The sequence below is a fragment of the Streptomyces sp. NPDC008163 genome, assembly GCF_042956885.1.
GTDB lineage: Bacteria > Actinomycetota > Actinomycetes > Streptomycetales > Streptomycetaceae > Streptomyces > Streptomyces drozdowiczii_A.
In genome coordinates this window covers 76,403-100,613 of sequence record NZ_JBIBHG010000016.1, presented here as the reverse complement: position 1 = coordinate 100,613, position 24,211 = coordinate 76,403, and the positions used below count along the sequence as shown (strand labels likewise).

Annotated in this window: 27 protein-coding genes and 1 riboswitch; of the genes, 19 read left to right on the top strand and 8 right to left on the bottom strand. The window is 70.3% G+C overall.

Annotation, left to right across the window (positions count from 1 at the left end; all coding sequences use genetic code 11):
- Positions 1-94 precede the first annotated feature (94 nt).
- A complete protein-coding gene (locus tag ACFZAT_RS29830; protein WP_391268616.1) occupies positions 95-1,216 on the top strand; it encodes an LOG family protein in 1,122 nt (373 codons plus the stop codon).
- Positions 1,217-1,227: 11 nt separating this feature from the next.
- Here the strand turns inward: ACFZAT_RS29830 and ACFZAT_RS29825 are convergent, their stop codons facing one another.
- From ACFZAT_RS29825 to ACFZAT_RS29805, 5 genes are all read right to left on the bottom strand, one after another.
- Complete coding sequence (locus ACFZAT_RS29825; RefSeq protein WP_391268615.1) at positions 1,228-2,253, bottom strand: ATP-binding cassette domain-containing protein; 1,026 nt, start codon at positions 2,251-2,253, stop codon at positions 1,228-1,230.
- Positions 2,254-2,255: 2 nt separating this feature from the next.
- Positions 2,256-3,860: an ABC transporter permease subunit gene (locus tag ACFZAT_RS29820; protein WP_391268614.1), complete on the bottom strand. Its 1,605-nt coding sequence runs from the start codon at positions 3,858-3,860 to the stop codon at positions 2,256-2,258.
- 86 nt (positions 3,861-3,946) lie between these two features.
- Positions 3,947-5,050: a thiamine ABC transporter substrate-binding protein gene (locus ACFZAT_RS29815; protein WP_391268613.1), complete on the bottom strand. Its 1,104-nt coding sequence runs from the start codon at positions 5,048-5,050 to the stop codon at positions 3,947-3,949.
- Between the two features lie 84 nt (positions 5,051-5,134).
- Positions 5,135-5,251, bottom strand: a riboswitch (TPP riboswitch).
- Positions 5,252-5,321: 70 nt separating this feature from the next.
- Positions 5,322-6,428, bottom strand: a complete 1,107-nt coding sequence (gene rlmN / locus ACFZAT_RS29810) for a 23S rRNA (adenine(2503)-C(2))-methyltransferase RlmN (protein WP_164401695.1) — start codon at positions 6,426-6,428, stop codon at positions 5,322-5,324.
- A gap of 162 nt (positions 6,429-6,590) precedes the next feature.
- Positions 6,591-7,079 carry an NUDIX domain-containing protein gene (locus ACFZAT_RS29805; RefSeq protein ID WP_391268612.1) on the bottom strand — a complete coding sequence of 163 codons (489 nt, stop codon included), beginning with the start codon at positions 7,077-7,079 and terminating at the stop codon, positions 6,591-6,593.
- 16 nt (positions 7,080-7,095) lie between these two features.
- Here ACFZAT_RS29805 and ACFZAT_RS29800 point away from each other — a divergent pair, with 16 nt between their 5' ends.
- The 18 genes from ACFZAT_RS29800 (at position 7,096) to ACFZAT_RS29715 (ending at position 21,540) form a co-directional block, all read left to right on the top strand.
- Complete coding sequence (locus tag ACFZAT_RS29800; protein ID WP_391268673.1) at positions 7,096-7,875, top strand: UTRA domain-containing protein; 780 nt, start codon at positions 7,096-7,098, stop codon at positions 7,873-7,875.
- Between the two features lie 936 nt (positions 7,876-8,811).
- Positions 8,812-9,078, top strand: coding sequence for a DUF6284 family protein (locus ACFZAT_RS29795; RefSeq protein WP_391268611.1), 267 nt, complete (start codon positions 8,812-8,814; stop codon positions 9,076-9,078).
- On the top strand, positions 9,075-9,269 hold the full coding sequence (locus ACFZAT_RS29790) for a hypothetical protein (protein ID WP_391268610.1): 195 nt from the start codon (positions 9,075-9,077) through the stop codon (positions 9,267-9,269). Before ACFZAT_RS29795 ends, ACFZAT_RS29790 begins: the two co-directional genes overlap by 4 nt.
- A complete protein-coding gene (locus ACFZAT_RS29785) occupies positions 9,266-9,556 on the top strand; it encodes a DUF6303 family protein (RefSeq protein ID WP_391268609.1) in 291 nt (96 codons plus the stop codon). Before ACFZAT_RS29790 ends, ACFZAT_RS29785 begins: the two co-directional genes overlap by 4 nt.
- A complete protein-coding gene (locus ACFZAT_RS29780) occupies positions 9,553-10,554 on the top strand; it encodes a DUF2637 domain-containing protein (RefSeq protein ID WP_391268608.1) in 1,002 nt (333 codons plus the stop codon). The genes ACFZAT_RS29785 and ACFZAT_RS29780 overlap by 4 nt, the downstream gene beginning before the upstream one ends.
- On the top strand, positions 10,551-11,060 hold the full coding sequence (locus ACFZAT_RS29775; protein ID WP_391268607.1) for a hypothetical protein: 510 nt from the start codon (positions 10,551-10,553) through the stop codon (positions 11,058-11,060). The genes ACFZAT_RS29780 and ACFZAT_RS29775 overlap by 4 nt, the downstream gene beginning before the upstream one ends.
- On the top strand, positions 11,057-11,383 hold the full coding sequence (locus ACFZAT_RS29770) for an RRQRL motif-containing zinc-binding protein (RefSeq protein ID WP_391268606.1): 327 nt from the start codon (positions 11,057-11,059) through the stop codon (positions 11,381-11,383). The genes ACFZAT_RS29775 and ACFZAT_RS29770 overlap by 4 nt, the downstream gene beginning before the upstream one ends.
- Positions 11,384-11,405: 22 nt before the next feature.
- Complete coding sequence (locus ACFZAT_RS29765; RefSeq protein ID WP_391268605.1) at positions 11,406-11,885, top strand: pRL2-23; 480 nt, start codon at positions 11,406-11,408, stop codon at positions 11,883-11,885.
- Positions 11,875-12,267: a DUF3307 domain-containing protein gene (locus ACFZAT_RS29760; protein WP_391268604.1), complete on the top strand. Its 393-nt coding sequence runs from the start codon at positions 11,875-11,877 to the stop codon at positions 12,265-12,267. The genes ACFZAT_RS29765 and ACFZAT_RS29760 overlap by 11 nt, the downstream gene beginning before the upstream one ends.
- Positions 12,268-12,282: 15 nt before the next feature.
- The gene (traA, locus tag ACFZAT_RS29755; RefSeq protein ID WP_391268603.1) at positions 12,283-12,846 is read left to right on the top strand and encodes a plasmid transfer protein TraA; all 564 of its coding nucleotides are present in this window, start codon (positions 12,283-12,285) and stop codon (positions 12,844-12,846) included.
- Between the two features lie 65 nt (positions 12,847-12,911).
- Positions 12,912-14,912 carry a plasmid transfer protein TraB gene (gene traB / locus ACFZAT_RS29750; RefSeq protein WP_391268602.1) on the top strand — a complete coding sequence of 667 codons (2,001 nt, stop codon included), beginning with the start codon at positions 12,912-12,914 and terminating at the stop codon, positions 14,910-14,912.
- A 169-nt stretch (positions 14,913-15,081) separates the two neighbouring features.
- The gene (locus tag ACFZAT_RS29745) at positions 15,082-15,579 is read left to right on the top strand and encodes a hypothetical protein (RefSeq protein WP_391268601.1); all 498 of its coding nucleotides are present in this window, start codon (positions 15,082-15,084) and stop codon (positions 15,577-15,579) included.
- 104 nt (positions 15,580-15,683) lie between these two features.
- Positions 15,684-16,547, top strand: a complete 864-nt coding sequence (locus tag ACFZAT_RS29740) for a bifunctional DNA primase/polymerase (protein ID WP_391268600.1) — start codon at positions 15,684-15,686, stop codon at positions 16,545-16,547.
- A gap of 3 nt (positions 16,548-16,550) precedes the next feature.
- Positions 16,551-18,029 (top strand): ATP-binding protein, encoded by a 1,479-nt coding sequence (locus ACFZAT_RS29735; RefSeq protein ID WP_391268599.1) that lies wholly within the window; start codon positions 16,551-16,553, stop codon positions 18,027-18,029.
- 437 nt (positions 18,030-18,466) lie between these two features.
- Positions 18,467-18,706, top strand: coding sequence for a helix-turn-helix domain-containing protein (locus ACFZAT_RS29730; RefSeq protein ID WP_391268598.1), 240 nt, complete (start codon positions 18,467-18,469; stop codon positions 18,704-18,706).
- 67 nt (positions 18,707-18,773) lie between these two features.
- Positions 18,774-20,024: a tyrosine-type recombinase/integrase gene (locus tag ACFZAT_RS29725; protein WP_391268597.1), complete on the top strand. Its 1,251-nt coding sequence runs from the start codon at positions 18,774-18,776 to the stop codon at positions 20,022-20,024.
- Between the two features lie 301 nt (positions 20,025-20,325).
- Positions 20,326-20,778: a DUF4145 domain-containing protein gene (locus tag ACFZAT_RS29720; RefSeq protein ID WP_391268596.1), complete on the top strand. Its 453-nt coding sequence runs from the start codon at positions 20,326-20,328 to the stop codon at positions 20,776-20,778.
- 231 nt (positions 20,779-21,009) lie between these two features.
- Positions 21,010-21,540 (top strand): hypothetical protein, encoded by a 531-nt coding sequence (locus tag ACFZAT_RS29715; protein ID WP_391268595.1) that lies wholly within the window; start codon positions 21,010-21,012, stop codon positions 21,538-21,540.
- Between the two features lie 65 nt (positions 21,541-21,605).
- On the opposite strand, the gene ACFZAT_RS29710 is transcribed toward ACFZAT_RS29715, so the two are convergent.
- The 3 genes from ACFZAT_RS29710 to pyrH all read right to left on the bottom strand — a co-directional run bounded on the left by ACFZAT_RS29710 (position 21,606) and on the right by pyrH (position 24,194).
- Positions 21,606-22,703, bottom strand: coding sequence for a phosphatidate cytidylyltransferase (locus tag ACFZAT_RS29710; RefSeq protein ID WP_391268594.1), 1,098 nt, complete (start codon positions 22,701-22,703; stop codon positions 21,606-21,608).
- The gene (frr, locus tag ACFZAT_RS29705) at positions 22,703-23,260 is read right to left on the bottom strand and encodes a ribosome recycling factor (RefSeq protein WP_018102371.1); all 558 of its coding nucleotides are present in this window, start codon (positions 23,258-23,260) and stop codon (positions 22,703-22,705) included. Before frr ends, ACFZAT_RS29710 begins: the two co-directional genes overlap by 1 nt.
- Before the next feature lie 157 nt (positions 23,261-23,417).
- Positions 23,418-24,194: a UMP kinase gene (pyrH, locus tag ACFZAT_RS29700; RefSeq protein ID WP_143625981.1), complete on the bottom strand. Its 777-nt coding sequence runs from the start codon at positions 24,192-24,194 to the stop codon at positions 23,418-23,420.
- Positions 24,195-24,211 lie beyond the last annotated feature (17 nt).

The following is a 24,211-nucleotide window of genomic DNA, read 5'->3' as shown; positions in this document are numbered from 1 at the left end:
GCGACCGACGGACCGGCCGGGCTCGCTGCCCGGCCGGTTCCGTGTTTCCGGGCGCGCGCACTTGTCGGATGAGCATTTCGTAGCATGGCCCCTCATGGGGAACGCGGACGAGCACAAGAACACCCACGGCGACGAGATCGAGTCGCTGGCCGAATTCGACGCGGCGGTGGCCGCCGGTTCGCTGGCCGGGCGCCGGGTGCAGTCGGTGGACCTGACGGAGCGGAGCGCGGAGCTGCTGGCCACGGACACCGCCGGGGCCGTGTTCCTCGGCTGCCCGATGGAGCCCGGCCCCGAGGAGAAGGTCCGGGCCGGCGGGGCCTTCGTCTTCCCGCCCGTCCCGGGCCTGCCCTTCGACCCGTACCGGGGCCTGCTCTACTCCCCCGACGCGCTCTACGACGGCCTCGCCCGGAAGGGTTACGCGGCCACGCCGGACGCCCTGGCCCACGACTGGTTCCGGCGGACCCGGTCGGACGGCGACGTGTTCGCCTCGATGCTCCGGGCGCTGCACGACGACGCGATCTCGGACGCGCTGGAGGAGGTGCTCGCCGGGGCCCGGGTCGCCGGTGTGATGGGCGGTCACGCGCTGGACCGGGGCAGCGCCGGTTACGCCGCTGCGGCCCGGCTCGGCAGAACCCTGGCCCGCAGCGGCCTCACCGTGGCGACCGGGGGCGGCCCGGGCGCGATGGAGGCGGCCAACCTGGGGGCGTACGCGGCGCCGCACGACGACGCGATGCTGGACGAGGCGTGCGCGATGCTGGGCGCGGTGCCGTCCTTCACGCCCTCGGTCACCGACTGGGCGCGGGCCGCCTTCGCGGTACGGGAGCGCTGGCCGGACGGCGGCCCGTCCGTGGCGATCCCCACCTGGTTCTACGGCCACGAGCCGCCGAACCCGTTCGCCGGGCACATCGCCAAGTACTTCACCAACGCCCTGCGCGAGGACGGGCTGCTGGCCCGGTCGGACGCCGGCGTGATCTTCCTTCCCGGAGCGGCCGGGACCGTCCAGGAAATCTTCGACAGCGTCACCCCCAACTACTACGAGTCACGCGGCGAACCCGTCCCGATGGTGCTGGTGGACCACGACCACTGGACCCGCGAGCTCCCCGCCTGGCCCCTCCTCCAAACCCTGGCGTCCGGCCGGAAGATGGAGGCCCGCATCGCCCTGGTCGACACGGTGGAGGAAGCGCCGGAGGCCCTTGCCCGGCTGTCGGAGGCGTAACCCTCTCCCCGTCAGAACACCGCCGGCAGCACCACGCACTCCGGTGCGTCGAAGGTGACGCCCACCCGCTCGCCCTCCTCCGGTGTTCCGCGCAGGGGGCACTCGGCCTCCAGCAGGGGGCCGTGTTCCGGGTGCAGGGTCACGGCGACGTGGCTGCCCCGGAAGGTGCGGGCGCCCACGACGCAGCGCAGGCCCTTCTCGGGGGCGCCGATGCGGACCCCGGCCGGCCGCACCAGCAGATCGCAGGCGCCCTGCGGTGACCCCGCCGGCACCGGCACCTCGCCCCACTCCGTGTCCGCCGCCTCCCCCTCGACGGTCGCCTCGACGACGTTGTCGAAGCCCAGGAAGCGGGCCACGAAGGCGGAGGCGGGGCGCTGCCACACCTCCAGCGGGGTGCCCACCTGGGCGACGCGGCCCTCGCGCATCACGACGACCCGGTCGGCCAGCGCGAACGCCTCGCCCTGGTCGTGGGTGACGGCGAGCACGGTGGTGCCGAGGCGGCCGAAGAGGGCGCGCAGCTCCACGACGAGCCGTTCGCGCAGGCTGCGGTCCAGCTGGCCCAGGGGCTCGTCGAGCATCAGCAGCCGAGGGCTGGGGGCGAGCGCCCGGGCCAGGGCGACGCGCTGCTGCTCGCCGCCGGAGAGCGCGGCGACGGCGCGGCGTGCGGCGCCGGGGAGGCCCACGAGGTCGAGGAGTTCGGCGACCCGGCGGTCCTGTTCACCCCGGCCGACGCCGTGCATCCGCAGGCCGAAGGCGACGTTGGCGCCGACGTCGCGGTGCGGGAAGAGCTGGTGGTCCTGGAACATCAGGCCGAGGCCGCGCCGGTGGACCGGGATGCCGTCCTGGTCGGTGCCGTCGAGCAGGACCCGGCCGCCGTCCGGCTCCTGGAGCCCTGCGACCAGGCGCAGCAGGGTGGACTTGCCGCTGCCGCTCGGCCCGAGGACGCAGACGATCTCGTGGTCGGCGACCTCCAGGTCGACCCCGTCGAGCGCGGCCCGGTCGCCGAAGCGGACGGTGGCCGATTCGAGCGTCAGCATCTCTAGAACTCCCCGGATCGGTCGGTGCGGATGCGTTCGAGCAGCAGCAGCGACACCGCGCACACGAGCATCAGGATGGTGCTGAGGGCCATGGCCTGGCCGTAATTGAGCTCCCCGGACCGGCCTAGCAGCCGCGCCACGGCCACCGGCAGCGTCGGGTTGTCGGGCCGCGCGATGAACACGGTCGCGCCGAACTCCCCCAGCGACACGGCGAACGCGAACCCGGCGGCGACCAGCAGCGCCCGCCGTACGAGCGGGAAGTCCACCTCGCGCCAGGCCCGCAGCGGCGACGCCCCGAGCACCGCCGCCGCCTCCCGCAGCCGGGTGTCCACCGCGCGCAGGACCGGCAGCATCGTCCGTACGACGAAGGGCACCCCGACCAGCGCCTGGGCGAGCGGCACCAGGATCCAGGAGGTACGGAGGTCGAGCGGCGGCTTGTCCAGGGTGATCAGGAAGCCGAAGCCGACGGTGACCGCCGAGACCCCGAGCGGCAGCATCAGCAGCGCGTCGAAGCCCCGGACGAGCCGCCCCGCCCGCCGGGTGAGCGCGGCGGCGGCGAGCCCGCCGACGACGAGGGCGATCAGCGTCGCGACGACGGCGTAGCGCAGGGAGTTCCCGATCGCCTCGACCGGCGCCACCAGGAACGTACCGCTGTTGGCGTCCGCCGAGGTCAGCGCGCGGTAGTAGGCGAGACCGGAGCCGCCCAGCGAGCGTTCCACCAGGACGGCGAGCGGCAGCAGGACCAGCAGCAGCACGCTCAGCAGGACCCCGGCGAGCAGCATCCACTGGCCGGCCCCGCGCGGCCTGCGCGCGGTCGCCGAGGGGTCGACCAGCTTCAGCGCGCGCTCCCTGCGGCGTACGGTCCAGGCGTGCACGGCGAGGATCGCGCCGACGGCGGCGAACTGCACGAGCGTCAGCACGGCGGCCGTGGGCAGCGCGAGCAGTTGCGCGGTCTGCCGGTAGATCTCCACCTCCAGCGTGGAGAAGCCGGGGCCGCCGAGGATCTGTACGACTCCGAAGGAGGTGAAGGTGAAGAGGAAGACCATCAGCGCGGCGGCGGCCACGGCCGGGGCGAGCGCGGGCAGGGTCACGCGGCGCCAGGCGGCGAACCGGCTCGCGCCGAGCACCCGGGCGGCCTCCTCCTGGCGCGGGTCGAGCTGTGCCCAGAGCCCGCCGACGGTCCGGACGACGACCGCGTAGTTGAAGAAGACGTGCGCCAGCAGGATCGCCCACACGGTCGTGTCGAGCCGCACGCCCCACAGCTCGTCCAGCAGCCCACCGCGCCCGAGCAGCGCGAGGAACGCGGTGCCCACCACGACGGTCGGCAGCACGAACGGCACCGTGACCACGGCCCGCAGCACCTGCTTGCCGGGGAAGTCGAACCGGGCGAAGACATACGCGCCGGGCAGCGCGATCAGCAGGGTCAGCGCGGTCGAGGCGAGCGCCTGCCACAGCGTGAACCAGAGGACGTCCCGGATCTCCGGCCGGGCCAGCACCTCGCCGAACCTGCCGAACTGCCAGACGCCGTCCGCCTTGAGCCCCCGGCCCACGATCGCGGCGACCGGGTAGGCGAAGAACACGGCGAAGAACGCGACGGGCACGGCCATCAGGCCGAGCCGCACCGCGGCCCCGCGCCGGGCCCGGGCGCGTGCGGACCTCCCGCGCGCGCCCGGTCCGCGTACGGGGGTCTTCGCTACTTCACTACGAGCGAGGACCACGACTGGACCCACTGCTCACGGTTCTTGGCGATGGTGTCCGGGGCCACGGTCGCCGGCTTCTCCGCGGTGGCGCCGAACTTCGTGAAGAGCTCGGGCAACTCGGCGTCCTTGGCGACCGGGCTGACGAACATGGTGAGCGGCATGTCCTCCTGGAACTCCTTCCCGATCAGGAAGTCCAGCAGGGCCTTGCCGCCCGCCTCGTTCTTCGCACCGTCCAGCAGACCGGCGAACTCGATCTGGCGGAAGCACGTCCCGGTGGCGACCCCGGTCGGCGCGGTCTTCGGCCGCGGGTCCGCGTACAGCACCTCGACGGGCGGGCTGGAGGCGTAGCTGACGACGAGCGGCCGGTCGGCCTTGGCCTTCCTGCCGCCGGCCGAGCCGGAGAACTCCTCGTTGTACGCCTGTTCCCAGCCGTCCACGACCTTGACGCCGTTGTCCTTCAGCTTCTTCCAGTAGTCCTGGTAGCCGTCCTCGCCGAAGGTGGCGACGGTGCCGAGGAGGAAGCCGAGGCCGGGCGAGGAGGTCGCGGCGTTCTCGGTGACGAGCAGGTTCTTGTACGCGGGCTTCGCCAGGTCCGCGAAGGTCTTCGGCGGCGCGAGCTTCTTGTCGGCGAAGTACTTCTTGTCGTAGTTGACGCAGATGTCGCCGGTGTCGACCGGGGTGACGCGGTGCTTGTCCGCGTCCAGCTGGACATCGACCGGGACCCGGTCCAGGCCCTTGGCCTCGTACGGGGTGAACAGGCCGTTGTCCAGGGCGCGCGAGAGCAGGGTGTTGTCGACGCCGAAGAACACGTCGCCGCGCGGGGAACCCTTGGTCAGGATCTCCTGGTTCAGCGCGGCGCCCGCGTCCCCGCTCTTGAGGACCTTGACGGTGTAGCCGGTCTGCCGGGTGAACTCCTTCAGCACGCCCTTGGAGGCGTTGAAGGAGTCGTGGCTGACGAGGGTGACGGTCTTTGAACCGGCGCCCTGGGTGGAACCGGAACCGGAGCCCGAGTCGTCGGAACTTCCGCAGCCGGCCAGCGCGGTGACGCCGAGCGCGGCGGCGACGGCCGCCACCGCGGCCTTCTGGGTGGTGCTCATGTGTGATTCCTCCTGGAGTGACCAGGAAGAGACGCGGCCCCGCCCGCACACCGGCCGGAGCCGGAAGCGGGCAGGGCGCAACAGCTTGAGTATGGTCCGAACTTCCTACCCGGAATGACCCGGGCGAGGTTCAGAGGGTCTGCGGCCAACCTGTCCTTGGTGCCGCACTCTCAGCGCTGTGGCGCTCCCCTGTCGGAATATGCAGTTGACTTCGGCCCCAGGCTACACGGCCGTTTTCGGCCGTGGTCCCGGGCACCGACGGCCGCCCGCCTCAGCGCTCGGAGGCCGCCAGCTGTCCGCAGGCGCCGTCGATCTCCTGTCCCCGGGTGTCGCGGACGGTGACCGGCACCCCGTGGGACGCGATGGCCTCCACGAACGCCCGCTCGTCCTCGGGCCGCGAGGCGGTCCACTTGGAGCCGGGCGTCGGATTGAGCGGGATCAGGTTGACGTGGACCCGCTTGCCCTTGAGGAGGCGGCCCAGCAGGTCGCCGCGCCACGCCTGGTCGTTGATGTCGCGGATCAGGGCGTACTCGATGGAGATGCGACGGCCCGACTTCTCCGCGTACTCCCACGCGGCGTCCAGCACCTCGCGCACCTTCCACCGGGTGTTCACCGGCACGAGGGTGTCGCGCAGCTCGTCGTCCGGGGCGTGCAGCGAGACCGCGAGGCGGCACTTGAACCCCTCGTCGGCGAACCGCAGCATCGCGGGCACCAGGCCGACGGTGGAGACGGTGATCCCGCGCTGCGAGAGGCCGAGGCCGTCGGGCTCGGGGTCGGTGAGCCGGCGGATCGCGCCGACGACGCGGTTGTAGTTGGCCAGCGGCTCGCCCATGCCCATGAACACGATGTTGGAGAGCCGGGCGGGCCCGCCGGGAACCTCGCCGTCGCGCAGCGCGCGCATGCCGTCCACGATCTGGTGGACGATCTCCGCGGTCGACAGGTTGCGGTCGAGTCCGGCCTGCCCGGTCGCGCAGAACGGGCAGTTCATCCCGCAGCCGGCCTGCGAGGAGATGCACATCGTGACCCGCTCCGGGTAGCGCATCAGGACGGACTCGACCAGCGTCCCGTCGTGCAGCTTCCAGAGGGTCTTACGGGTGGTGTCGTCGTCGCAGCTGATGTGCCGGACGACGGACATCAGGTCGGGGAACATCGCCTCGGCGAGCTTGTCCCGCGATCCGGCCGGGATGTTGGTCCACTCGGCCGGGTCGTGCGCGTACCGCGCGAAGTAGTGCTGCGAGAGCTGCTGGGCGCGGAACGGCTTCTCGCCGATCGCGGCGACGGCCTCCCTGCGCTCGGCGGGCGTGAGGTCGGCGAGGTGCCGCGGCGGCTTCTTGGCTCCGCGGGGCGCGACGAAAGTGAGTTCTCCGGGCTTAGGCATGGTTCTTCCAGTGTCGCAGACAAGCCGAGGTGCCCCGCGTCGTCGCCCAGCTCAGCCCGGGTGACTGCTACGCGAACCCGGTCGTTACTGGTCGTGGTCGGTGGTCACTGGCGACCCTGGGACGGCCCACAGACGGCCCCGTGCCACGCTTCAGTCAGCAGGTCAGGCGCGCGAGACGGCATCGGGGCCCGGCTTCAGCAGGCGGCGGCCATCGTGCGCGCGCACCTGCGTCGCTCCTCCGTCGAGCGCATCCAGAACCCGGACCGCGTACGCCTCGGTCATGAGGGTTCGGACCTCCTCGCGAGTGAGCCACCGCACAGCCGTCGACTCGTCCGAGGTTCGCTCCCGGCCTCCCGTTGGCCGGCACAGGAAAACCAGGGCCACTACGCCGCGCGCCATGTTCTTGTACACGCCTGTCAGGCGGACCGGGTCCACCTCGATTCCGGTCTCTTCCATGACTTCTCGGCAGGCACCAACTTCCGGCCGCTCATCGAGTTCAAGAACGCCGCCCGGCGCCTCCCAGGCACCGTTGTCGGCCCGCCGGATGGCAAGGACCCGACCATCTTCACGAACGACTACGCCAGCCACTGAGACCGAGTGCAGCGACATTGACGCATCTTCCTGGGTAGCGTTACTCATGTATATGAGCATAGGAGAGCAGAAGGACATGGGCACAACAGCCGTAAGGGACTCTGGTCAGCCACGGTACCTACAGATCGCCGACGACCTCGCTCGGCAGATCAGGGAAGGGGTCCTTAAGCCTGGGCAGAAGGTGCCCAGCGAATCCGAGCTCATGACCCGCTACTCCGTTTCACAGGGCACGGCACGGAAGGCAGTCGCAGAGCTCCGACCGACCGGTCTCATCGACACCCTCCACGGCAAGGGTTCGTTCGTGAAGAGCCAGCCGCCCGTTCGCCGCAAGTCGTCGGACCGCTTCAGGCGCTCACACCGACGAGCCGGTAAGGCCGCGTACATCGCGGAGACGGAGCAGGCAGGCAAGAAGCCCGGGGTCACCGTGCTCTACATCGGCCCGACGGAAGCGGTGGGCGAGATCGCGGAGCGCCTGGGCGTACCGGAAGGAACCAAAGTCCTCGCGCGTCGGCGCCTCTACTTCAGTGATGGCACTCCGACCGAAGAGGCCACCTCCTACCTGCCCTGGGACATCGCGAAGGACATTCCAGAGCTGTTCGAGGAGAATCCCGGCGGCGGTGGCATCTACGCGCGACTGGAGGACAACGGTCACATCCTGGGGCAGTTCACCGAGACCGTCCGCGCCCGCCTGGCGACCAAGGCGGAGACGGGCGCTCTCACCCTCAGCCCGGGTTCGCCGGTCATCCACCTGACGCGAAGCGCGGAGACCGAAGAGGGTCGAGTGGTCGAGGTGTGCGACACGATCATGGCCGCTGACCAGTTCGTTCTCGATTACCGCATCCCCGCCGGCGACTGACCGGCAAGCACCTCCCGCAGCCCGTCGCGAAAGAAGTCCTCGCGGCGGGTTGACTCATGTACAGGAGTTGGGCACTCTGATGGACATAACTCCTGCACATGAGTACAGGAGTGTAGGAGCCCTCGGGTTCCGTGCATTGCGTGCCTTCCGGCACTACAACTCCACAGCGTGATCCACCGCAGTACGACGGCCGTGACCGCACCGGCCGAGGTGAGTGGAGACCAGTCGGCCGAGAAAGGGCCCCCGTCACACCGGGGCCCGACACCCCAGACGGGGGACACGCCACCGACTCGAAAGAACCGCGCGGCACACCTTGAAGCCGCCCCCTCAGACGTCCGGGACTTCGGATCTCCCCGGATCGAGCGGCGCCGTGCGAATCGGAGAACCGAACCCATCCGCCGTCCCTACAACCGAGGGGGCTCGATGCATCAACGAATACCTGGGGCGTCACCAGCGCTGGACCCGCGCTCGTGACAACGCCCGCCGCGTCGGTGGCCACGTTCGGCAGGCCGCCAGCTCGACCGAATCCCCGCGGCTATCGCGGGCCGGTTGCCTCCCCCGCCCGTCCGGCGCTGCCAAGTGCGGTGCTGTACGGGCGGGGTTGAGGGGAGCCGGATGGTCCGGAACCACGGCGGCACCCCGGGGGCAACCGGGGTGCCGCGATACAGGCACCTGATGGGAGGCACCTGTGATCAGCAGTCTGACAGAGCAGGAGCACAAGGAGCTGTCGGAGAAGGTCAGCGAGGCCAACCGACGTTCCTCCGGCGGCTCCGGCCGCTGAACCACCCCCGCCCCGGACCCGGCGTGATGCCGCCGGATCGAATCCGGCCCGGGGCACCGCCACCCCTCGGGTGGTCTTTCATCCAACGGCCAGCACCCCGGAGTGGCTGCTCCGGGGTGCTGTTGGGCCGTTCAACTGTGAGGAGACAACGACCCATGATCCCCATCGCTGCCCTTCAGGGCCTTGTTACGGCCGCGTCGCTCGACTTCGAGCCGTCGGCCGCCGAGCTGGACGCGATCGAGCACGAGATGCCGCTCATCCTCGCGGAGGTCGATCTGCTCGACGCGCAGATCACGACCATCGACCGCCCGGCCAGGGAGCTGGACGAGCGGCGCATCCGCCGGGCCCGCAAGCGGGTCATGGCCGCCCGCCGCGACCTGACCAACCGCACCGCCACGATGCAGCCGGGCGGTGCGGCATGAGCGGCTTCCCGCTGTCGCAGCGCGCCGCGCTGGTTCTCGTGTTCGCCGGTATCGGCCTGGCCGGCGTCGGGTCGATCCTGGCGGCTGTGCTGGACGAACCGGCATGGCGCTGCCTGGCCGCTGGTGCCATCGCCGTTCAGATCACCGGTTGGGTGCTCTACGGCCGTGCCCGTCGGGGCGGTAAAGCATGAGCGCGCCCGGCACGTTCCCCGCGCAGATGGCCATCGGGCAGAGCACGGGCCGGTGGCGCCTGTACGTGGCGATCTACGGCATCCCGGGCTCTCAGTGGCCTGAGTACGTCTTCGACGGCGCCGCGGTGCCGAGTGTTCAGGACCGTTCGCGGGCTCTGGACGCTCTCGGCTACACGTTCACCGACACCCCCGAGTGGGCCTGGTCCGAGGACTACGCCCCGGGCGACGACCCCGCCCAGCCCGTCTCTCTGATCGCGTCGGCACAGGTCCGGGAGGTGGCGTCGTGAACGATGTTCAGATCCGTTCAGCGGAGAAGGCGCTGTCAGTGGGGACGTGGCTGATCGTGGGCGGCGCGATGCTGTTCTCGATCCTCACGGTCACCCCGCTGATGGAGCGCCACACCCCCGAGGGCTGGACCTGGACCGCCCCGATCCTTCCGCTCGTCGTGGACGCCGCGGTCGTGATCGTCGTGCGGCTCGATTCTGTGCTGGCCCGGCTGGGCGGGCACGGCGGGCGCTGGCCGATCGCGCTGCGGTGGATGACCGGAGCGATGACCCTTGCCCTGAACGTCGCGGACTCCGCGCTGCGAAAAGAGCTGGTCGGCGTGGCCGTGCACGCAGTCGCACCCCTCCTGCTCATCGTCACGGCAGAGACCGGTCTCGCCTACCGCCAAGCCATCACCGCCGCCCAGCAGGCCCGCGAAGACCAACTCAAGGCCGAACGCAAAGAGCGCGAGCAGGAAGCCGCCGAACGCCGCGAGGCGCAGGAGCGGCGGGCCCGCGAGGAGCGCGAACACGCCGCCCAGTTGGCGCGCGAGCAGCGCGAGCACGAAGCCCTCCTGGCCCGTGAACAGACCGCCCGCGAGGAAGCGGCGCGGCGTGAGGAGCGCGAGCGGGCAGAGGCCCGGGAGCGGGCCGAGCGTGAGGCCCGTGAACGTCGTGAACGCGAGCGTGAACAGCAGCGCGTCGAGCGTGAACGCCTTGAACGCGAGGCCGCTCAGCGCCGCGAGCGCGAGCGGTTGGAGAGCGAGCAGACGGAGCACCGGCAGCAGCAGGAGCGGGCGGAGCGGGAGACCCGTGAACGCGAAGCGCTGCTGTCCGGCGGGCCGGTGAACACCAAACTGCCCGAGGACCGTGCCCGCCAGATCGTCACCGCCGCCCACGCCTCCGGGGTGCCCGTGCGCACGGCTGCGGAGCTGTGCGGCTGGTCGGTGGGCTGGGTCTCCACCCGCTACCAGGAACTGCGCGACACCAACCCTGCCGCTCTCGAAGGAGCCTCCGCATGATCGCGCTGATCCGGACCCGTACCCTCAACGCTCTGCGTGCCGACCTCGCCAAGGCCGAAGCGACCATCAAGGCCGCACGCGTCAAGGGCGAGCAGCACGAGCTGGAACGGGACCTCGCCAACGCTGCCACGGCCCGCGCTGAAGCCACGGCGGAAACCCTCCAAACCAAACTCACCCGGGCGAACGACGAACTGTGCCTGTTGAAGGGCGAGTTGGGGGCTCTGCGCGGCCAGTCGCTTCTGGACACTGAGGACCGGCAGGCGCTGCGGATGTTGCTGCGGACTGCGCGCAAGCAGTCCAACCGGGCCGACCACGTTTACCTGCTGTACCGCTCCGGTGACCTGCACAGCGTGCACGCCACCCGGGATGCGGCGCAGATCACGGCCGAGACCGAGGGTGCCCCGCAGGACGGGTGGGCTGCCCGCGCCGCTTCCCGCTCCCCCGAGCCGCCGCCCTCCGAGGTCCCCTGGCTCATCTGGCCCGTTCCGCTCGGTGGCGTCCGGTGAGCACGCTGCCCACCTACCGGTGGCGCCTGGCCCCCGACGGTTTGGCCACCCGGCGCCAGCTGCGCGCGATGGGGCTGCGACCGGGTGGTCAAGGCGTTGTCGCGGAGGTCTGCCGGCCCCGGCGCCGCCGCGACCCCCTGGTCGCCTACCTCTACCGCATCGACCTCGCACGCCCGGTACGGCCCATGACCCCGGGCCGTACCGCGGCGTTGGCCAAAGCCATGCGGGCTCGCCGTACCTGCCCGGTCTGCCGGCGGGATGCCGGGTACTGCATCCCGCGCTCGCTCGGCATGTGCGTGCCCTGCTCCGACTCCTCTTGCTGACCCGCCCACCACGGAGGTCTACGTGGAACAGACCCTTATCGCCGTGTTCGGCACCCTCGCCGGGACGCTGGTCGCGGGGTTCGTCCAGGCTCGTATCGCCCGCTCTGCCCGTGACGCTACTCGTGCCGATGACCGGCGCCGTGACTGCGTCAATGCCGTCATCGACCTCGCGGTCGCTCTCTCCGCTCACCGCCGGGCGATGTGGGAACTCGGCGACGCCAGGCTGACCGGCGCCGACGAGGAACGTATCCAGGCGCTGCGCGACGAGTCGCACCGCACCCGCGGCAGCATCACCGCCCCGGCTGCCCGCGTTCAGCTCCTCGCCCCCGTCGCCCAGGAGGCCGCCCGTCTCGCGGTGCAGGCCACCTACGCGATGCGCAACCCGACCGACGAGCACGAACTGGAAGCCCTCCGGCGCGGCGCGCTGGAGACCCATGACGCCCTGCTCGCGACTGCCGGGCGCCACTTCTCTGTGACCGAGGGGGCGTTACGTGTTCGCTGACATCGCGTTCCTGCTCTACCTCGGCCACCTGATCTCCGACTACCCGCTGCAGACCGACCACCAGGCCGGGCACAAGGACCAGCCTGGTTTGGCCGGTTGGCGGGCGAACATCGCCCACGCCGGGACGCACGTTGCCGTCTGCGGCCTGCTGCTCGCCCTGGGTGCGGCCGTGCTCGGGTGGCGGCTTCCGCTGCTGTCCGCGACGGCCGCGCTGGTGTGGATCGGTGGCACGCACGCGGTGATCGACCGGCGGTGGCCGGTGCGGTGGTGGATGACCCACACCGGCCAGTCCGCTTGGGCTGCTTCCGGTGGTGCCGCGCACGTCGATCAGACCGCCCACATCGCCGCGCTCGTTGCCGCGGCGCTCTTCCTCTCCGCCTGAGACAAGGGGTTCACCATGGCAAGCCACAACACCCGGACCACCCCGCCCCGCGCCCGCAGGGGCGGGGGCCCGGCGCCCGAGAGCAAGGGCGCCAAGTTCGCCAGCAACGTCGGCTCGATGGCCGGCGGGTTCGTCGGCTCGGTGGCCGGCGGATTCGTCCCGCCGATCAACGTCACCGTCAACAACAACAAGTCCGCCTCCGTCCCCGGCGCGCGCCGGCACGCGGAGAGCCTGCTGCCTCCGCCGGAGTTCGCGACGCCCGCGCAGATCCGGAACTACTGCAACAGCCTGCGGGCCGCGGCAGTGATGCTCTCCTTCGAGGTCGCGATGGGCGCCGAAATCCTCAAGGCCGTCCTCGCAACGGTCCCGGACCCCAACGGCCGCATGGGCGGCGCGAAGATCCGCGCGTTCAAGGTGTCCCGCAAGATGCAGCGGGCCGCCGACGAGCTGCGCAACGCCGCGAAGATGGCCGCGGCCTGCTACGCGCAGTTCCAGCAGGAGTACGAGGGCGAGCTCAACGCCCACCGCCACCGCGCCCAGCGCCCGCAGCAGCCCCGCATGAACTGGGGTGCCCAGTGAGCCGCCGATGGGTCGACCAGGACGGACGCGACATGGAACGGGAGCTGGACAGGATGGGAAGGCGGATGAGGAACCACGGCGAGCACGGCACGTCGGGCGGCGGGAGCATCGGGGCCTACCTGCTGCACCGGGCGAAGCCGCACCTGCCGCCGTGGCTGGGTGTCGCCGGGATCGGCGTCGCCGGGTCGGGGGCGCACCTGATGTGGGCGGACTCGGTCGGCGCCGGCGTCGGCCTCACCCTGTCTGCGGTCGCCCTAACCGGGGCGACCTGGTGGGCGGGGCGGGAAACCAGCCCGCAGCGGCGTCTGCACTCCGCGATCACCGTCGCCGCCGGGTCCGCATGGATGACCGGAGCTGCCCTCGCCGGTCCCTTGGCCGGCAGTCTTCCGGACGTCTACCTGATGGGCGGGGCGGTCCTCGCTCTGTCGTGGAACATCCGCATGGCGCTGCGTACCTCGGACGGCGAGGCGGCCGGGTCGGCGGACAAGGGTCTGCTGGAAAAGGTCGGTCTCGCGAAGGCGAAGATCGGGCGCACGCAGGTCGAACCGAACCGAGTCACCGCCGCGCTCGCACTGGAGCCCGGCGAGCAGACCACCGACGACGTCGCGAAAGCCCTGGCGCGGATCGCGTCCGCGCTGGACCTCCCGCAGTCGGCGGTACGGTTCCAGCCCGACCCGGACTCCGCCCGCCGCGGCGACCTCGTCATCGTCCCCAGAGACATGCTCACCGAGGCAGAACCGTGGGAGGGGCCCTCGAACCCGGGCGGGTCGATCATGGACCCGCTCGTCATCGGTCGGTACGACGACGGATCACCGCTGGTGGTGTGGCTGCCCGGTGACCCGAAGGCCGGGCGCAACGCCCAGCACTTCCTGATCGCCGGGGGCACCGGCTCCGGCAAGGGCGACGCGGCGCTGAACCTTCAGACGGAGATCCTGTCCCGCCGCGACGTCATCATGTGGCTCTCCGACCCCAAGGCGTTCCAGGACTTCCGCCCCCTGCTGCCCGCGTATGACTGGGCCGCGGAAGGCGGTTCCGGCACCGAAGCCATGGTGGAGGCACTTCAGCAGGTCATCCCCGCCCGGACGGGGTGGCTGGGCAAGCACTCCTACCGGCAGTGGACACCCCAGTCCGCCCAGCGGCAGACCGACCCGGCGCACTCCTGCCGCCCGGACAACACGCCCTGTGGGTGTGAGGGCATGCCGTACATGGTCGCCTGGATGGAAGAGGCCGCCAACACCCTCCGGGCCCTCGGCGACGACGCGTTCACCGGCATCGCCCAGGAAGCCCGTTCCGCCGGATGCTCGCTGATCGTCTCGCTCCAGCGGCCCTCGTACGACCAGATGTCCACCAGCACCCGGGCATCCCTGCCCTCGGTCATCGCGCTGGGCTGCGACCCCCGCGACGAGGGGTTCTCCCTCCCGGACGCGGTCATCGACGCCGGTGCCCACCCCGGAGCGTGGGGCAACCGTAAGCCGGGCTACTGCTACGTCGTCGCCGGGGGCATCGACCCCGACCGCTACGCCGCCCCCGCCCGCACACGGCAGTTCACCGCGGACGCCGCACCGGTCATGGAAATGCTCGCCCAGTGGGCGCTCCGCAACGGCGCCACCGCCGACCCCGTCACCACCGGTGCCGCGAAGGCGGTCGTCGGCAACGCCTACACCGGCCGAGCCACGGCCGACGACACGGAGACCACCATGGCCGACCAGGACGACGCCAGCACCCGGACCGGCACCCTGCTGGATCCCGAGGATGCCGCGATGGACCCGGAGGCCGACCTCCCCGCCCCGCAGCAGGGCGACGACACCCCGCTGTTCGGACAGGAGACCGGGCGCAAGCCGTCCCCCGACGAGGCACGGGAGCTGTTCGCCCGCGCCTTGGACGAGTTCGAGGCGGCCGGGCAGATGGTCATCGGCCCGAAGGACTTCATGGACTGGTGCGACCGCAACCATCTCGGCCGGTCCTGGGTGTCCAAGCGGCTCAAGGACGCCGCCATGGAGGGACGTCTCCAGCCGACCTCCCAGACCGGCCGGTGGCGCATCGTGCCCGTTCTCGCCGCCGCCTGACAGCCGTCACACGTGACGGGCCCGTCACACCCAAACCCCTAGGCGGGAGCGGGTGTGACGGGCCATCACAGAGGCCCGTCACACCCCCGTCACACCCACCCGCGCCCCTCGGCCGGGGCCCGCCGTCACACCCGACGCCGGGCCCCCGCCCGTCCGGGAGGACCCTCCCATGAACCGACCCGACCAGCCCCCGGCCAGTCGCCCGCTCACCCCCGCCGAAGCCGACCTCCACGCCCGCCGCCTCATCCACGAGGCATACGCACCGGCCTACGAGACGCCGACCGCGCACCGCGACGACACCCCGCTCCCCGCATACGGGCCCACCCCGCCCGTCACCCAGCCGGGCCGCCCCCCGATGTCCCAGAAGGCGACGGACGCCAGCGCCCTGATGCTCACCGGATCGGTCGCCACCCTGTCCCTGGGCGGGGCCACCTCTCTCGTCCTCTACACCCTCGGCCACGTCGACCCCGTCGCACTCGCCGTCGGCGCGGGCGGACCCGTCGCCCTGATCCTCGCCGTCGGCTCCCTGCTCCGCTCCGCCGGACGCGCCAAGGCCAACGCCCACACCGAGCACCACCACCACTACAAAGGCCCCGTCCACCAGGACCAGCGCACCACCCGCACCACCAACCGCGGCCTGTGGACCAAGACCATCAACCGGCACTAAGGGGCAGACACCTGTCCCAAGCAACACCGAGGGCGGCCCCTGTCTCGCCAAAGCCGGGGCCGCCCTCTTCTGCCAGTGCTTCTCACAGAACTGGAGACACCAGCATGACGCAATCAACCCTCATTCCGCGAGGCCCCAAGCCGGGGGCGCACTTGCGCACGGCCCTGTCGCTCGCGGCGGCCGATACGCCGGTCCTGCCGCTGCGGGCGGGAAAGATCCCGTTCGGGAACTGCCCGCCCTGCCACAACAACGCGTGCGGCGGGCGCCCCAACATGAAGGTTCCCGGCTCTTGCCTGTGCCCGCGTCCGTGCCACGCGTGGGCCGCCGCCACTCACGACCTCGCCGTGATCACCTCACCCGCGTGGGTGGCCGCGTGGCGTCAGGCGGAAGGTGTCGCCTACCACCCGGGCGGGGCCGGGCTGACCGTCGTAGACCTCGACAACTCCGACGCCATCACCTGGGCCCACCGCACGCTGCCCCTCACCCAGACCGTGTCCACCACGCGGGGCGAGCACTGGATCTACCGGGGCACCATGCAGTCCGCGAACGCCGTACGGCCCGGAGTCGACATCAAGTCCACGATGTCCTACGCCCGCTGGGTGAGCCCCGGAACCGGCACCATGGCCGACCTGCCCCACACCGTCCGCGCGCTGGTCGCCTCGAAGCCGTCTCCGGTCCGGCCCATCACCGCGCCCTTGCCGGCCGCGGGCGGGGAGTGCCGTCACCGCACACCCGTCTTCCTGGAACGCGGGATCGCGATGGCTGAGCAGCAGATCACCGCCGCCACGACCGCCGTGCACGCCACCGTGTACCGCACGTTCCTCGCCGTCCTCGCGACGCACGGCCGGTGCGGGTGCTTGACCAACGCCCACATGCAGCGCCTGTTCGCCGCCGCCCAGACCAAGGGCGAGTCCGAACGGCACTGCAGCGACGCCTGGGGCAACGCCCTGACCCGCTTGGGGATGTGAGCCGTGTCTGACGACGAGAAGAACCCGGCCCGCGAAGTCATTACCGAGTATGCGCAGTCCCACTTCCGGTACTTCCGCACCGCCGACGGCACCGTCTACGCCCAGAAGAACGGTCACCCCGTCGCCCGCCCCATCCGTTCCCAGGGCACAACGGGCAGTCACCGGCAGGAACTCATGGTCGGCATGTTCAAGGACGGGCGCGGCGTCTTCAACGGCACCGCCCTGAAGGAGGCACTCGACTTGATCGAAGCACTCGCGCTCACCGAGACCACGCAGCCCGTACATATTCGGGTCGCCCCCGGCTTCGACGGGGCGACGTGGCTGGACCTCGGCCGGGCCGACGGCAAGTCCGTCCGCATCCACCCCACCGGGTGGGACATCACCGTCCCCGACCCGCGCGAGGTCTGCTGGCGGCGCACCCAGCTCACCGGAGAACTCCCGCTGCCGGCCAAGGACACCGAGGACAAGGGCATCGACCTCCTGCTCAGGTTGTGCAACTTCGCCACCGCCGAGACCGAGTGCCTGGCCATCGCCTGGCTCGTCGGCTGCCTGGGCCCGTCCGTGCCGGTTCCCGCCCCGTTCCTCACCGGTCCGCAGGGGGCGGGGAAGTCGACCGGCGGGCGGATGCTCGTACGGATCGTGGAGGGCATGAGCGGGGACCTGCGCCGGGCCCCGAAGGATGAGGAGAACCTGATCGCCGCCGTCGCGGCGGGGTGGGTGACCGCGCTGGACAACCTCTCCCACATGACGCCGGACCTGTCCGACGCCATGTGCTGCATCGTCACCGGTGCCGAGTCCGTGAAGCGGGCCCTGTTCACCGACGGGGACGTTCACCGCGCCCGCTACCGCCGCCCCCTGCTCCTGACCGGCATCGACGTCGGCGTCATCCGCCCTGACCTCGCAGAACGCCTCCTGCCCCTGCGGCTGGAACGCCCCCGTGTCCGGCGCACCGAAGCCGAACTCTGGGGCGAGTTCGAAGACGCCCTGCCGGTCATCCTCGGCTCGCTCCTGGACCTGACCGTCAAGGTGCGGGCCGCTGAGGCGGAGACGCCGACCGATCTGCGGATGGCGGACTTCGCGCACCTGTGCGCCCAACTCGACACCGCCACCGGACTGGGGGCGCTCGCCGCGTACCGGGCGAGCCTGGACGACCTGAACGACGACGTGATTGAGGGGGACCTCCTCGCGCAGACCGTCCTCAAGCACGCTGAGGAAATCGCCCCCGGCAGTGAGCAGCGGATGACGTCCACCGAGTGGCTGCACCACCTCAGCCGCCTCTACAGCGGCGACGAACTCCGTCCCCTGCCCAAGGGGTGGCCGACCACGGGCAAGGTGCTCTCCGACCGGCTCAAGCGCCTTCAGCCCACCCTCGCCGCCCGGGGCGTCCTCATCGACTCCGGCCGCACCCGAGAGGGCCGCTACCTGGAGATGGCCCGTCCGGCCGCCGCACCGCCCGAGTACGAGCAGCCGGAGATGACCTGACCCGCACCGCCGCTTCGCTGGACAAGCAAGAAGAGCACGCCCCCGCGGGTGCTCTTCTTGCTGTTCGGCGGAACGCCGCCCAAGGGTCGCGCCGCGAAGCGGCCCCTCACTTCACGCCCTGAGAGCCACCGCCACCACTACAGACACCCCTTCCCCTTTTTCCTAAGTAGGGAAGCTCTGCGTCACAGCGTCACACGGACGGCAAAAACACCCCCTGGCCTGCGGCTAAGGGCGTGACGCAGACGGCAAAGCTCTGCGTCATCCTGCGTCACCTGCGTCACGCCGTGACGCACCCCGTGACGCACCGATGACGCACGCCCACACCCCCGCGTCACACAAAACCGCAGGTCAACCGCCCGCGTGACGCTCGTGACGCTGTGACGCAGAAATCCGCACCTAGGACAGGCACAGCCGCCCCTCCCCCAAGGAGTCGCCCCGTGGCCCCGAAACGTGCCCCCGAGACCGACCCGCAGACCACCCTGCGCGCCGGCCTCCCCGACCGCTACCTCACCCCCGACGACCTGAAGCACATGTTCGGCCTGCCGAGCGTCGAAACGGTCTACGCCTGGCGCAAGACCGGCGTAGGGCCGCCTGCCATCCGCATCGGCAAGTACCTGCGCTACAACCCCGCCGCAGTCCGGGCCTGGGTCGAGAGCAACACCGAAGCCGCCGCCTGACACCCACCGACCAGCAGGGGCACGACCACCCGGTCGTGCCCCTGCCCCATGCCCACAGGAGCACCCATTGGCCGGCCACATCCAAGACCGCTGGTACAAGACCGAGACCAACGCCGAGGGCAAGCCCGTACGGGTCAAGAGCGACCGCTACGGCATCGGGCTCCGCTACCGGGCCCGGTACATCGGCCCTGACGGCACCGAGAAGTCCAAGTCCTTCCCCGACCGGCAGAAGCGCCTCGCCGAGAACTGGCTCAGTCACATCGCTTCCGACATGTCCAGGGGGCAGTACATCGACCCTCGCGCGGCCCGAGTCACGTTCAAGGGCTACGCCGAGAAGTGGCTCAAGGCGCACAGCGCGGACCTGTCGAGCCAAATCGTCACCGAGCAACGCCTACGCCTGCACGCCTTCCCCGTCCTCGGCTCGCGCCCGCTCGACTCCTTTCGGCCGGAACACCTTCGAGAGCTGGTGAGCGCCCTTGAGGCCAACCCAGGGGTGAGCGGCGCTTACGCCCGCAACATTTACGGCGACGTTCGAGCAGTACTGAGCGCGGCCGTGGACGATGGACTCCTCCCCCGCAACCCATGCTCCGCTAAGTCCGTGCGCCCGCCATCGGTTGAACGGCGACGAGTCACCCCGTGGCTGGCCTCACAGGTGCAGGCAGTCCGCCAAGCCCTTCCCCAGCGCTACCGGACCATGGTGGACACGGGCGCTGGCTGCGGGCTCCGGCAGGGGGAGATCGTAGGACTCGCTGAAGACGCCATCGACTTCGAAGCAGGCATCCTTCGGGTCATTCGACAGGTGAAGCTCATTCAGGGCACGGCTGTATTCGCCCCACCGAAATGCAACAAGGAACGAGACGTTCCGCTTCCATCCTCGGTGGCAGAAGCCTTGCGGGTACACATGGACGCCTGCAAGCCGGTTGAGGTCACCCTGCCGTGGCGGAAGCCTGACGGCCCGAAGGTGACGGCTCGTCTCCTGTTCACGAACACAGCGGCTGGAGTGGTCTGGCGGAGCAACTTCAACATCCAGGAGTGGAAGCCCGCACTCGCTGCGGCCGGCCTCATCCCGGGCGCCCAAGAAGGGAAGTACGAGTCCGCCCGCGAACACGGCATGCACGCGCTTCGGCACTTCTACGCCTCAGTGTTGCTGGACGCTGGCGAGAGCATCAAGGCAGTCAGCCAGTACCTTGGGCACACCGACCCAGCGCTCACGCTGCGGGTGTACGCCCACCTGATGCCAGAGAGCCAAGAACGGACGCGTAAGGCCGTCGATATCGCCCTTCGGCGACGCCAGAAAGACGATGACCCTGGAAGTTAGGGGATCTACTCTTTGCCGCATGGGAGTATCAAGAACGTGCGGCTGGTGCAATGATCGATGCAATATGCGCAACGTCCACAGTGTTGATGTCGGCACTGTCATGTGGACGGAACCGCAGCGGGCAGACATGATCTTTCAGTGCGACGGATGCGGTCGCCTCAGCATCGCGACAGGCCGACGAGAAGTAGGCGGCCTAGAGTATGGCGGCAAGTCACGGCTAGTCGTTGACGGCCCCCATGCATGGATACCTCGGCAGGTCGGCAGTCGCACCTACGACGATGTCCCGTCTGCCATTGCCAGCATGGCGACAGAGGCGCACCAATGCCTATCGATTGACGCCAACAGGGCGGCAGTGGCACTGGCGCGCGCAGTCTTGGAAGCTACGGCGAAGGACCGGGGTATCAAAACCGGCAGCCTTGAAAAAAAGATCGACAAACTATTCGAAGGGCAACTAATCCGCGAGTACGTGCGAGACGCGGCCCACGAGGTTCGTTATGGCGGCAACGAAGTCGCCCATGGCGACCTTGTGGCCGAGCCGATGGATAGCGCCACAGCGGCGGAGATCTTGGGCCTCATGGACGAGATTCTGGACGAAGTGTTCCAGTCCCCCGCCAGGGTTAGACGCCGCAAAGCTCAGCGTCTTGAGCGGGAACAGCGGCTCAAGGACGGGGGCGCGGAAAACTCCCTCACAGCAGGGCCCGAGGTGCACGCGGTGGAGATCGTGAGCGAAGCCGCAGACAAGCCTCCGTTCTGACGCTCACGGCCCAGAGACGGCCCCATGGCATAGATCAGGCCCCTGACGAACACGAAAAGTGCTGGTCAGGGGCCGAGCGCGCCCAGATTGCTGCCAGTTCTCCGGGCTTAGGCATGGTTCTTCCAGTGTCGCAGACGTGCGGAGGTGCCCGCGTGCGTCGCGGTGAGGGGCGCATTACGGGGTAACCGGAAGAGCACAGAGAGTCTTCGGCCGCCGCAGGAGGTAGGTGCCGTGCACACCGTCAAACACTGGTTCAACGACAGCCTGATCGGGCAGGGCGTGGTGGTCTTCGGACTCGGCGTGGGCCTGAACGCGCTCTTACGCCACGACGAGCATCCGGCCGTGTGGCTGGTCCAGGGCGCCGTCTACACCGCCGTCGTGATGGTGGCCCTGGTCCTCCAGCGGAGGCGGACGAGCCGGGCGACGGGTGCGTCCCCGGACGCCATCGCCGGCCTCGACCGCAAGATCCGCCACCACGAGGTGCCGAACGACCCCGAGGAACGGGCCGTGATGCGGCGACTGGTCGACGAGCATCTGGGGAAGATCGAACGGGGCAAGCGGTGGCTCCCGTTCTGGATGGCGTTCATGGGCCTGATCGTCGTGGCCATGTTCGTCCTCGCTGCCACCAGCGGCGGCTCCCTGCTGTTCCCGCTGGCCTTCGCCGTGTTCATGGCGGCGTTCTGCGCCTGGATCCTGTGGATGCGCCGCCGGTCGCTGGCGATGAACCGCGGTATGCGGACGGCGCTGCGCGAGCGCGGCTGACGCCACATGGCTGAGGGGCCACCGCTCGCGAGCGGTGGCCCCTCAGCCATGTGCGGACGCCGGTCTCAGCCGGAGCCGACGAACAGCACCAGCAGCAGCCAGACCACCGGAGCGGTCGGCAGCAGCGAGTCCAGCCGGTCCATGATCCCGCCGTGACCCGGCAGCAGCGTGCCCATGTCCTTGATGCCGAGGTCCCGCTTGATCATGGACTCGCCCAGGTCGCCCAGGGTGGCGCTGGCCGCGACCGCGAGGCCCAGCAGCAGGCCCTGCCACCAGGAACCGTCGTCGATCAGGAACTGCATGCACAGCGCACCGGCCACCATGGCGAAGGCGACCGCTCCGAACAGGCCCTCGCGGGTCTTGCCGGGGCTGATGCGCGGAGCCAGCTTGTGCTTGCCGAACCGCCAGCCGACCGCGTACGCCCCCGTGTCGCTGACCACGGTCAGCAGCAGGAAGGTCAGCACCCGCTGCGGGCCGTCGTCGGCCTTCAGGAGCATGGCGACGAAGGTGGCCAGGAAGGGCACGTAGAACGCGGCGAAGATGCCCGCCGTGACATCCCTGAGGTAGTCCTCGGGCGGCTGCGCCATCCGCCACACGAGCACCGCCAGGGCGGTCAGGGCCATGGCGACCCAGGCACCCTCGGCCCCGCGCGCGTACCCCGCGACGACCATGGCGGCGCCGCCGACGGCGAGCGGCACGAGGGGCGCCTCGATGCTCTTGCGCTCCTCCAGCCGGGAAGTGAGCTCCCAGAGGCCGACCACCACGGCGAGCGCGATGACGCCGACGAAGACTTCCTTGACGAAGAAGAGCGAGACGACGACCAGGGCCCCGAGACCCAGGCCGACCCCTATGGCGGCCCCCAGGTCCCGGCCCGCGCGCTTCTTCTGCGGGGGCGGGGGCGGGGGCGGCGGCGCGGTCGGCATGGGCTCCTGCGGCTTCTCGTCGCGGAACAGGGGGCCGCCGCTCAGGCGTCCGGCCCCCTGTTCCCGGTGATCACGGTCTTCAGCGTCTCTACCTGCGTCGGGAACGTCCGGCACGATGGGCATGGGCCGAGTCTGCTGGGCGTCGTGCACATCGTAGGCAGGACCCGCCGCAGCACCCTGCATCTCCGGCGCGGCCCCTTGGCCGGCGCCCTGCGGAGCGCCCCAGGAAGAGTCGTTCATCAGACTTCGAGCAGCTCGGCTTCCTTGTGCTTCAGCAGCTCGTCCACCTGCGCGACGTACTTCGCGGTGGTGTCGTCGAGCTCCTTCTCGGCGCGGCGCACCTCGTCCTCGCCGGACTCCTTGTCCTTGACCAGCTTGTCGAGCGCTTCCTTGGCCTTGCGGCGCACGGCGCGGATCGAGATCTTGGAGTCCTCGGCCTTCGTCTTCGCGACCTTGATGTAGTCGCGGCGACGCTCCTCGGTCAGCTCCGGGAAGTTGACCCGGATGATATTGCCGTCGTTGCTCGGGTTGACGCCGAGGTCCGAGTCGCGGATGGCCTGCTCGATGTTGCGCAGCGCGGTCTTGTCGAACGGCGTCACGACGGCCATACGGGGCTCGGGCACCGAGAACGAGGCCAGCTGGTTGATCGGGGTCGGCGCACCGTAGTAGTCGGCGACGATCTTGTTGAACATCGCCGGGTGCGCACGGCCGGTACGGATCGCGGCGAAGTCCTCTTTCGCGACGACGACGGCCTTCTCCATCTTCTCCTCGGCCTCAAGGAGGGTTTCTTCGATCACCACGTGCTCCTGCGTGTCTTGAACGGGCCCGGCGGGCCCGGCGGGTCCTGCGTCGCGTCCTCACCTGCACGGTGTCCGACCGGCAGGCCGTTGTCCATCTTCCGGGGCGGTCCCGCGCCCCTGTTCCACCGGGCCTCACCGGTGGACGCGCCGGTGGTCAGGCGCGGGTGTCCTGGTCGCTCACGAGCGTGCCGATCTTCTCACCCTTGACGGCGCGGGCGATATTGCCCGCGGTGGTGAGCTCGAAGACGAGGATCGGCAGTTCGTTGTCACGGCAGAGCGTGATGGCGGTGGCGTCGGCGACCTTGAGGTCGCGGGCGAGCACCTCGCTGTACTCCAGCGCGTCGAACTTGACCGCGGCGGGGTTGGTCTTCGGGTCGGAGTCGTAGACCCCGTCCACGCCGTTCTTCCCCATGAGCAGCGCTTCGGCGTCGATCTCCAGGGCGCGCTGGGCGGCGGTGGTGTCGGTGGAGAAGTAAGGCATGCCCATGCCCGCGCCGAAGATCACGACGCGGCCCTTCTCCAGGTGCCGCACGGCGCGCAGCGGGATGTACGGCTCCGCGACCTGGCCCATGGTGATGGCGGTCTGGACGCGGGAGTCGATGCCCTCCTTCTCCAGGAAGTCCTGGAGGGCGAGGCAGTTCATCACGGTGCCGAGCATGCCCATGTAGTCGGAGCGCGCCCGGTCCATGCCCCGCTGCTGGAGCTCGGCGCCGCGGAAGAAGTTGCCGCCTCCGATGACGACCGCGATCTCCGCGCCGTCCCGGACGACGGCCGCGATCTCGCGGGCGATGGCGTGCACGACGTCGGGGTCGACACCGAGGCCCCCGCCGCCGGCGAATGCCTCTCCGGACAGCTTCAGCATGAAGCGTCCGCGCACCTTGCCGTCCTCGCGCTTGTCGTCGTCTTTGGCGGCGTCCGCGCCCTTGTTCATGGGGATTCTCCTCGTGC

What these genes read in the sequence shown, in the direction of transcription:
- ACFZAT_RS29775 (WP_391268607.1), top strand. Translation starts at nt 10,551, where the DNA reads ATGATCGCGCTGATCCGGACCCGTACCCTCAACGCTCTGCGTGCCGAC.
- ACFZAT_RS29830 (WP_391268616.1), top strand. Translation starts at nt 95, where the DNA reads ATGGGGAACGCGGACGAGCACAAGAACACCCACGGCGACGAGATCGAG.
- ACFZAT_RS29825 (WP_391268615.1), bottom strand. Translation starts at nt 2,253, where the DNA reads ATGCTGACGCTCGAATCGGCCACCGTCCGCTTCGGCGACCGGGCCGCG.
- ACFZAT_RS29710 (WP_391268594.1), bottom strand. Translation starts at nt 22,703, where the DNA reads ATGAACGACTCTTCCTGGGGCGCTCCGCAGGGCGCCGGCCAAGGGGCC.
- ACFZAT_RS29820 (WP_391268614.1), bottom strand. Translation starts at nt 3,860, where the DNA reads ATGGCCGTGCCCGTCGCGTTCTTCGCCGTGTTCTTCGCCTACCCGGTC.
- ACFZAT_RS29790 (WP_391268610.1), top strand. Translation starts at nt 9,075, where the DNA reads ATGAGCGGCTTCCCGCTGTCGCAGCGCGCCGCGCTGGTTCTCGTGTTC.
- ACFZAT_RS29740 (WP_391268600.1), top strand. Translation starts at nt 15,684, where the DNA reads ATGACGCAATCAACCCTCATTCCGCGAGGCCCCAAGCCGGGGGCGCAC.
- ACFZAT_RS29805 (WP_391268612.1), bottom strand. Translation starts at nt 7,079, where the DNA reads ATGCTCATATACATGAGTAACGCTACCCAGGAAGATGCGTCAATGTCG.
- pyrH (WP_143625981.1), bottom strand. Translation starts at nt 24,194, where the DNA reads ATGAACAAGGGCGCGGACGCCGCCAAAGACGACGACAAGCGCGAGGAC.
- ACFZAT_RS29800 (WP_391268673.1), top strand. Translation starts at nt 7,096, where the DNA reads ATGGGCACAACAGCCGTAAGGGACTCTGGTCAGCCACGGTACCTACAG.
- rlmN (WP_164401695.1), bottom strand. Translation starts at nt 6,428, where the DNA reads ATGCCTAAGCCCGGAGAACTCACTTTCGTCGCGCCCCGCGGAGCCAAG.
- ACFZAT_RS29795 (WP_391268611.1), top strand. Translation starts at nt 8,812, where the DNA reads ATGATCCCCATCGCTGCCCTTCAGGGCCTTGTTACGGCCGCGTCGCTC.
- ACFZAT_RS29745 (WP_391268601.1), top strand. Translation starts at nt 15,082, where the DNA reads ATGAACCGACCCGACCAGCCCCCGGCCAGTCGCCCGCTCACCCCCGCC.
- ACFZAT_RS29720 (WP_391268596.1), top strand. Translation starts at nt 20,326, where the DNA reads ATGGCGACAGAGGCGCACCAATGCCTATCGATTGACGCCAACAGGGCG.
- ACFZAT_RS29815 (WP_391268613.1), bottom strand. Translation starts at nt 5,050, where the DNA reads ATGAGCACCACCCAGAAGGCCGCGGTGGCGGCCGTCGCCGCCGCGCTC.
- ACFZAT_RS29785 (WP_391268609.1), top strand. Translation starts at nt 9,266, where the DNA reads ATGAGCGCGCCCGGCACGTTCCCCGCGCAGATGGCCATCGGGCAGAGC.
- traB (WP_391268602.1), top strand. Translation starts at nt 12,912, where the DNA reads ATGAGGAACCACGGCGAGCACGGCACGTCGGGCGGCGGGAGCATCGGG.
- traA (WP_391268603.1), top strand. Translation starts at nt 12,283, where the DNA reads ATGGCAAGCCACAACACCCGGACCACCCCGCCCCGCGCCCGCAGGGGC.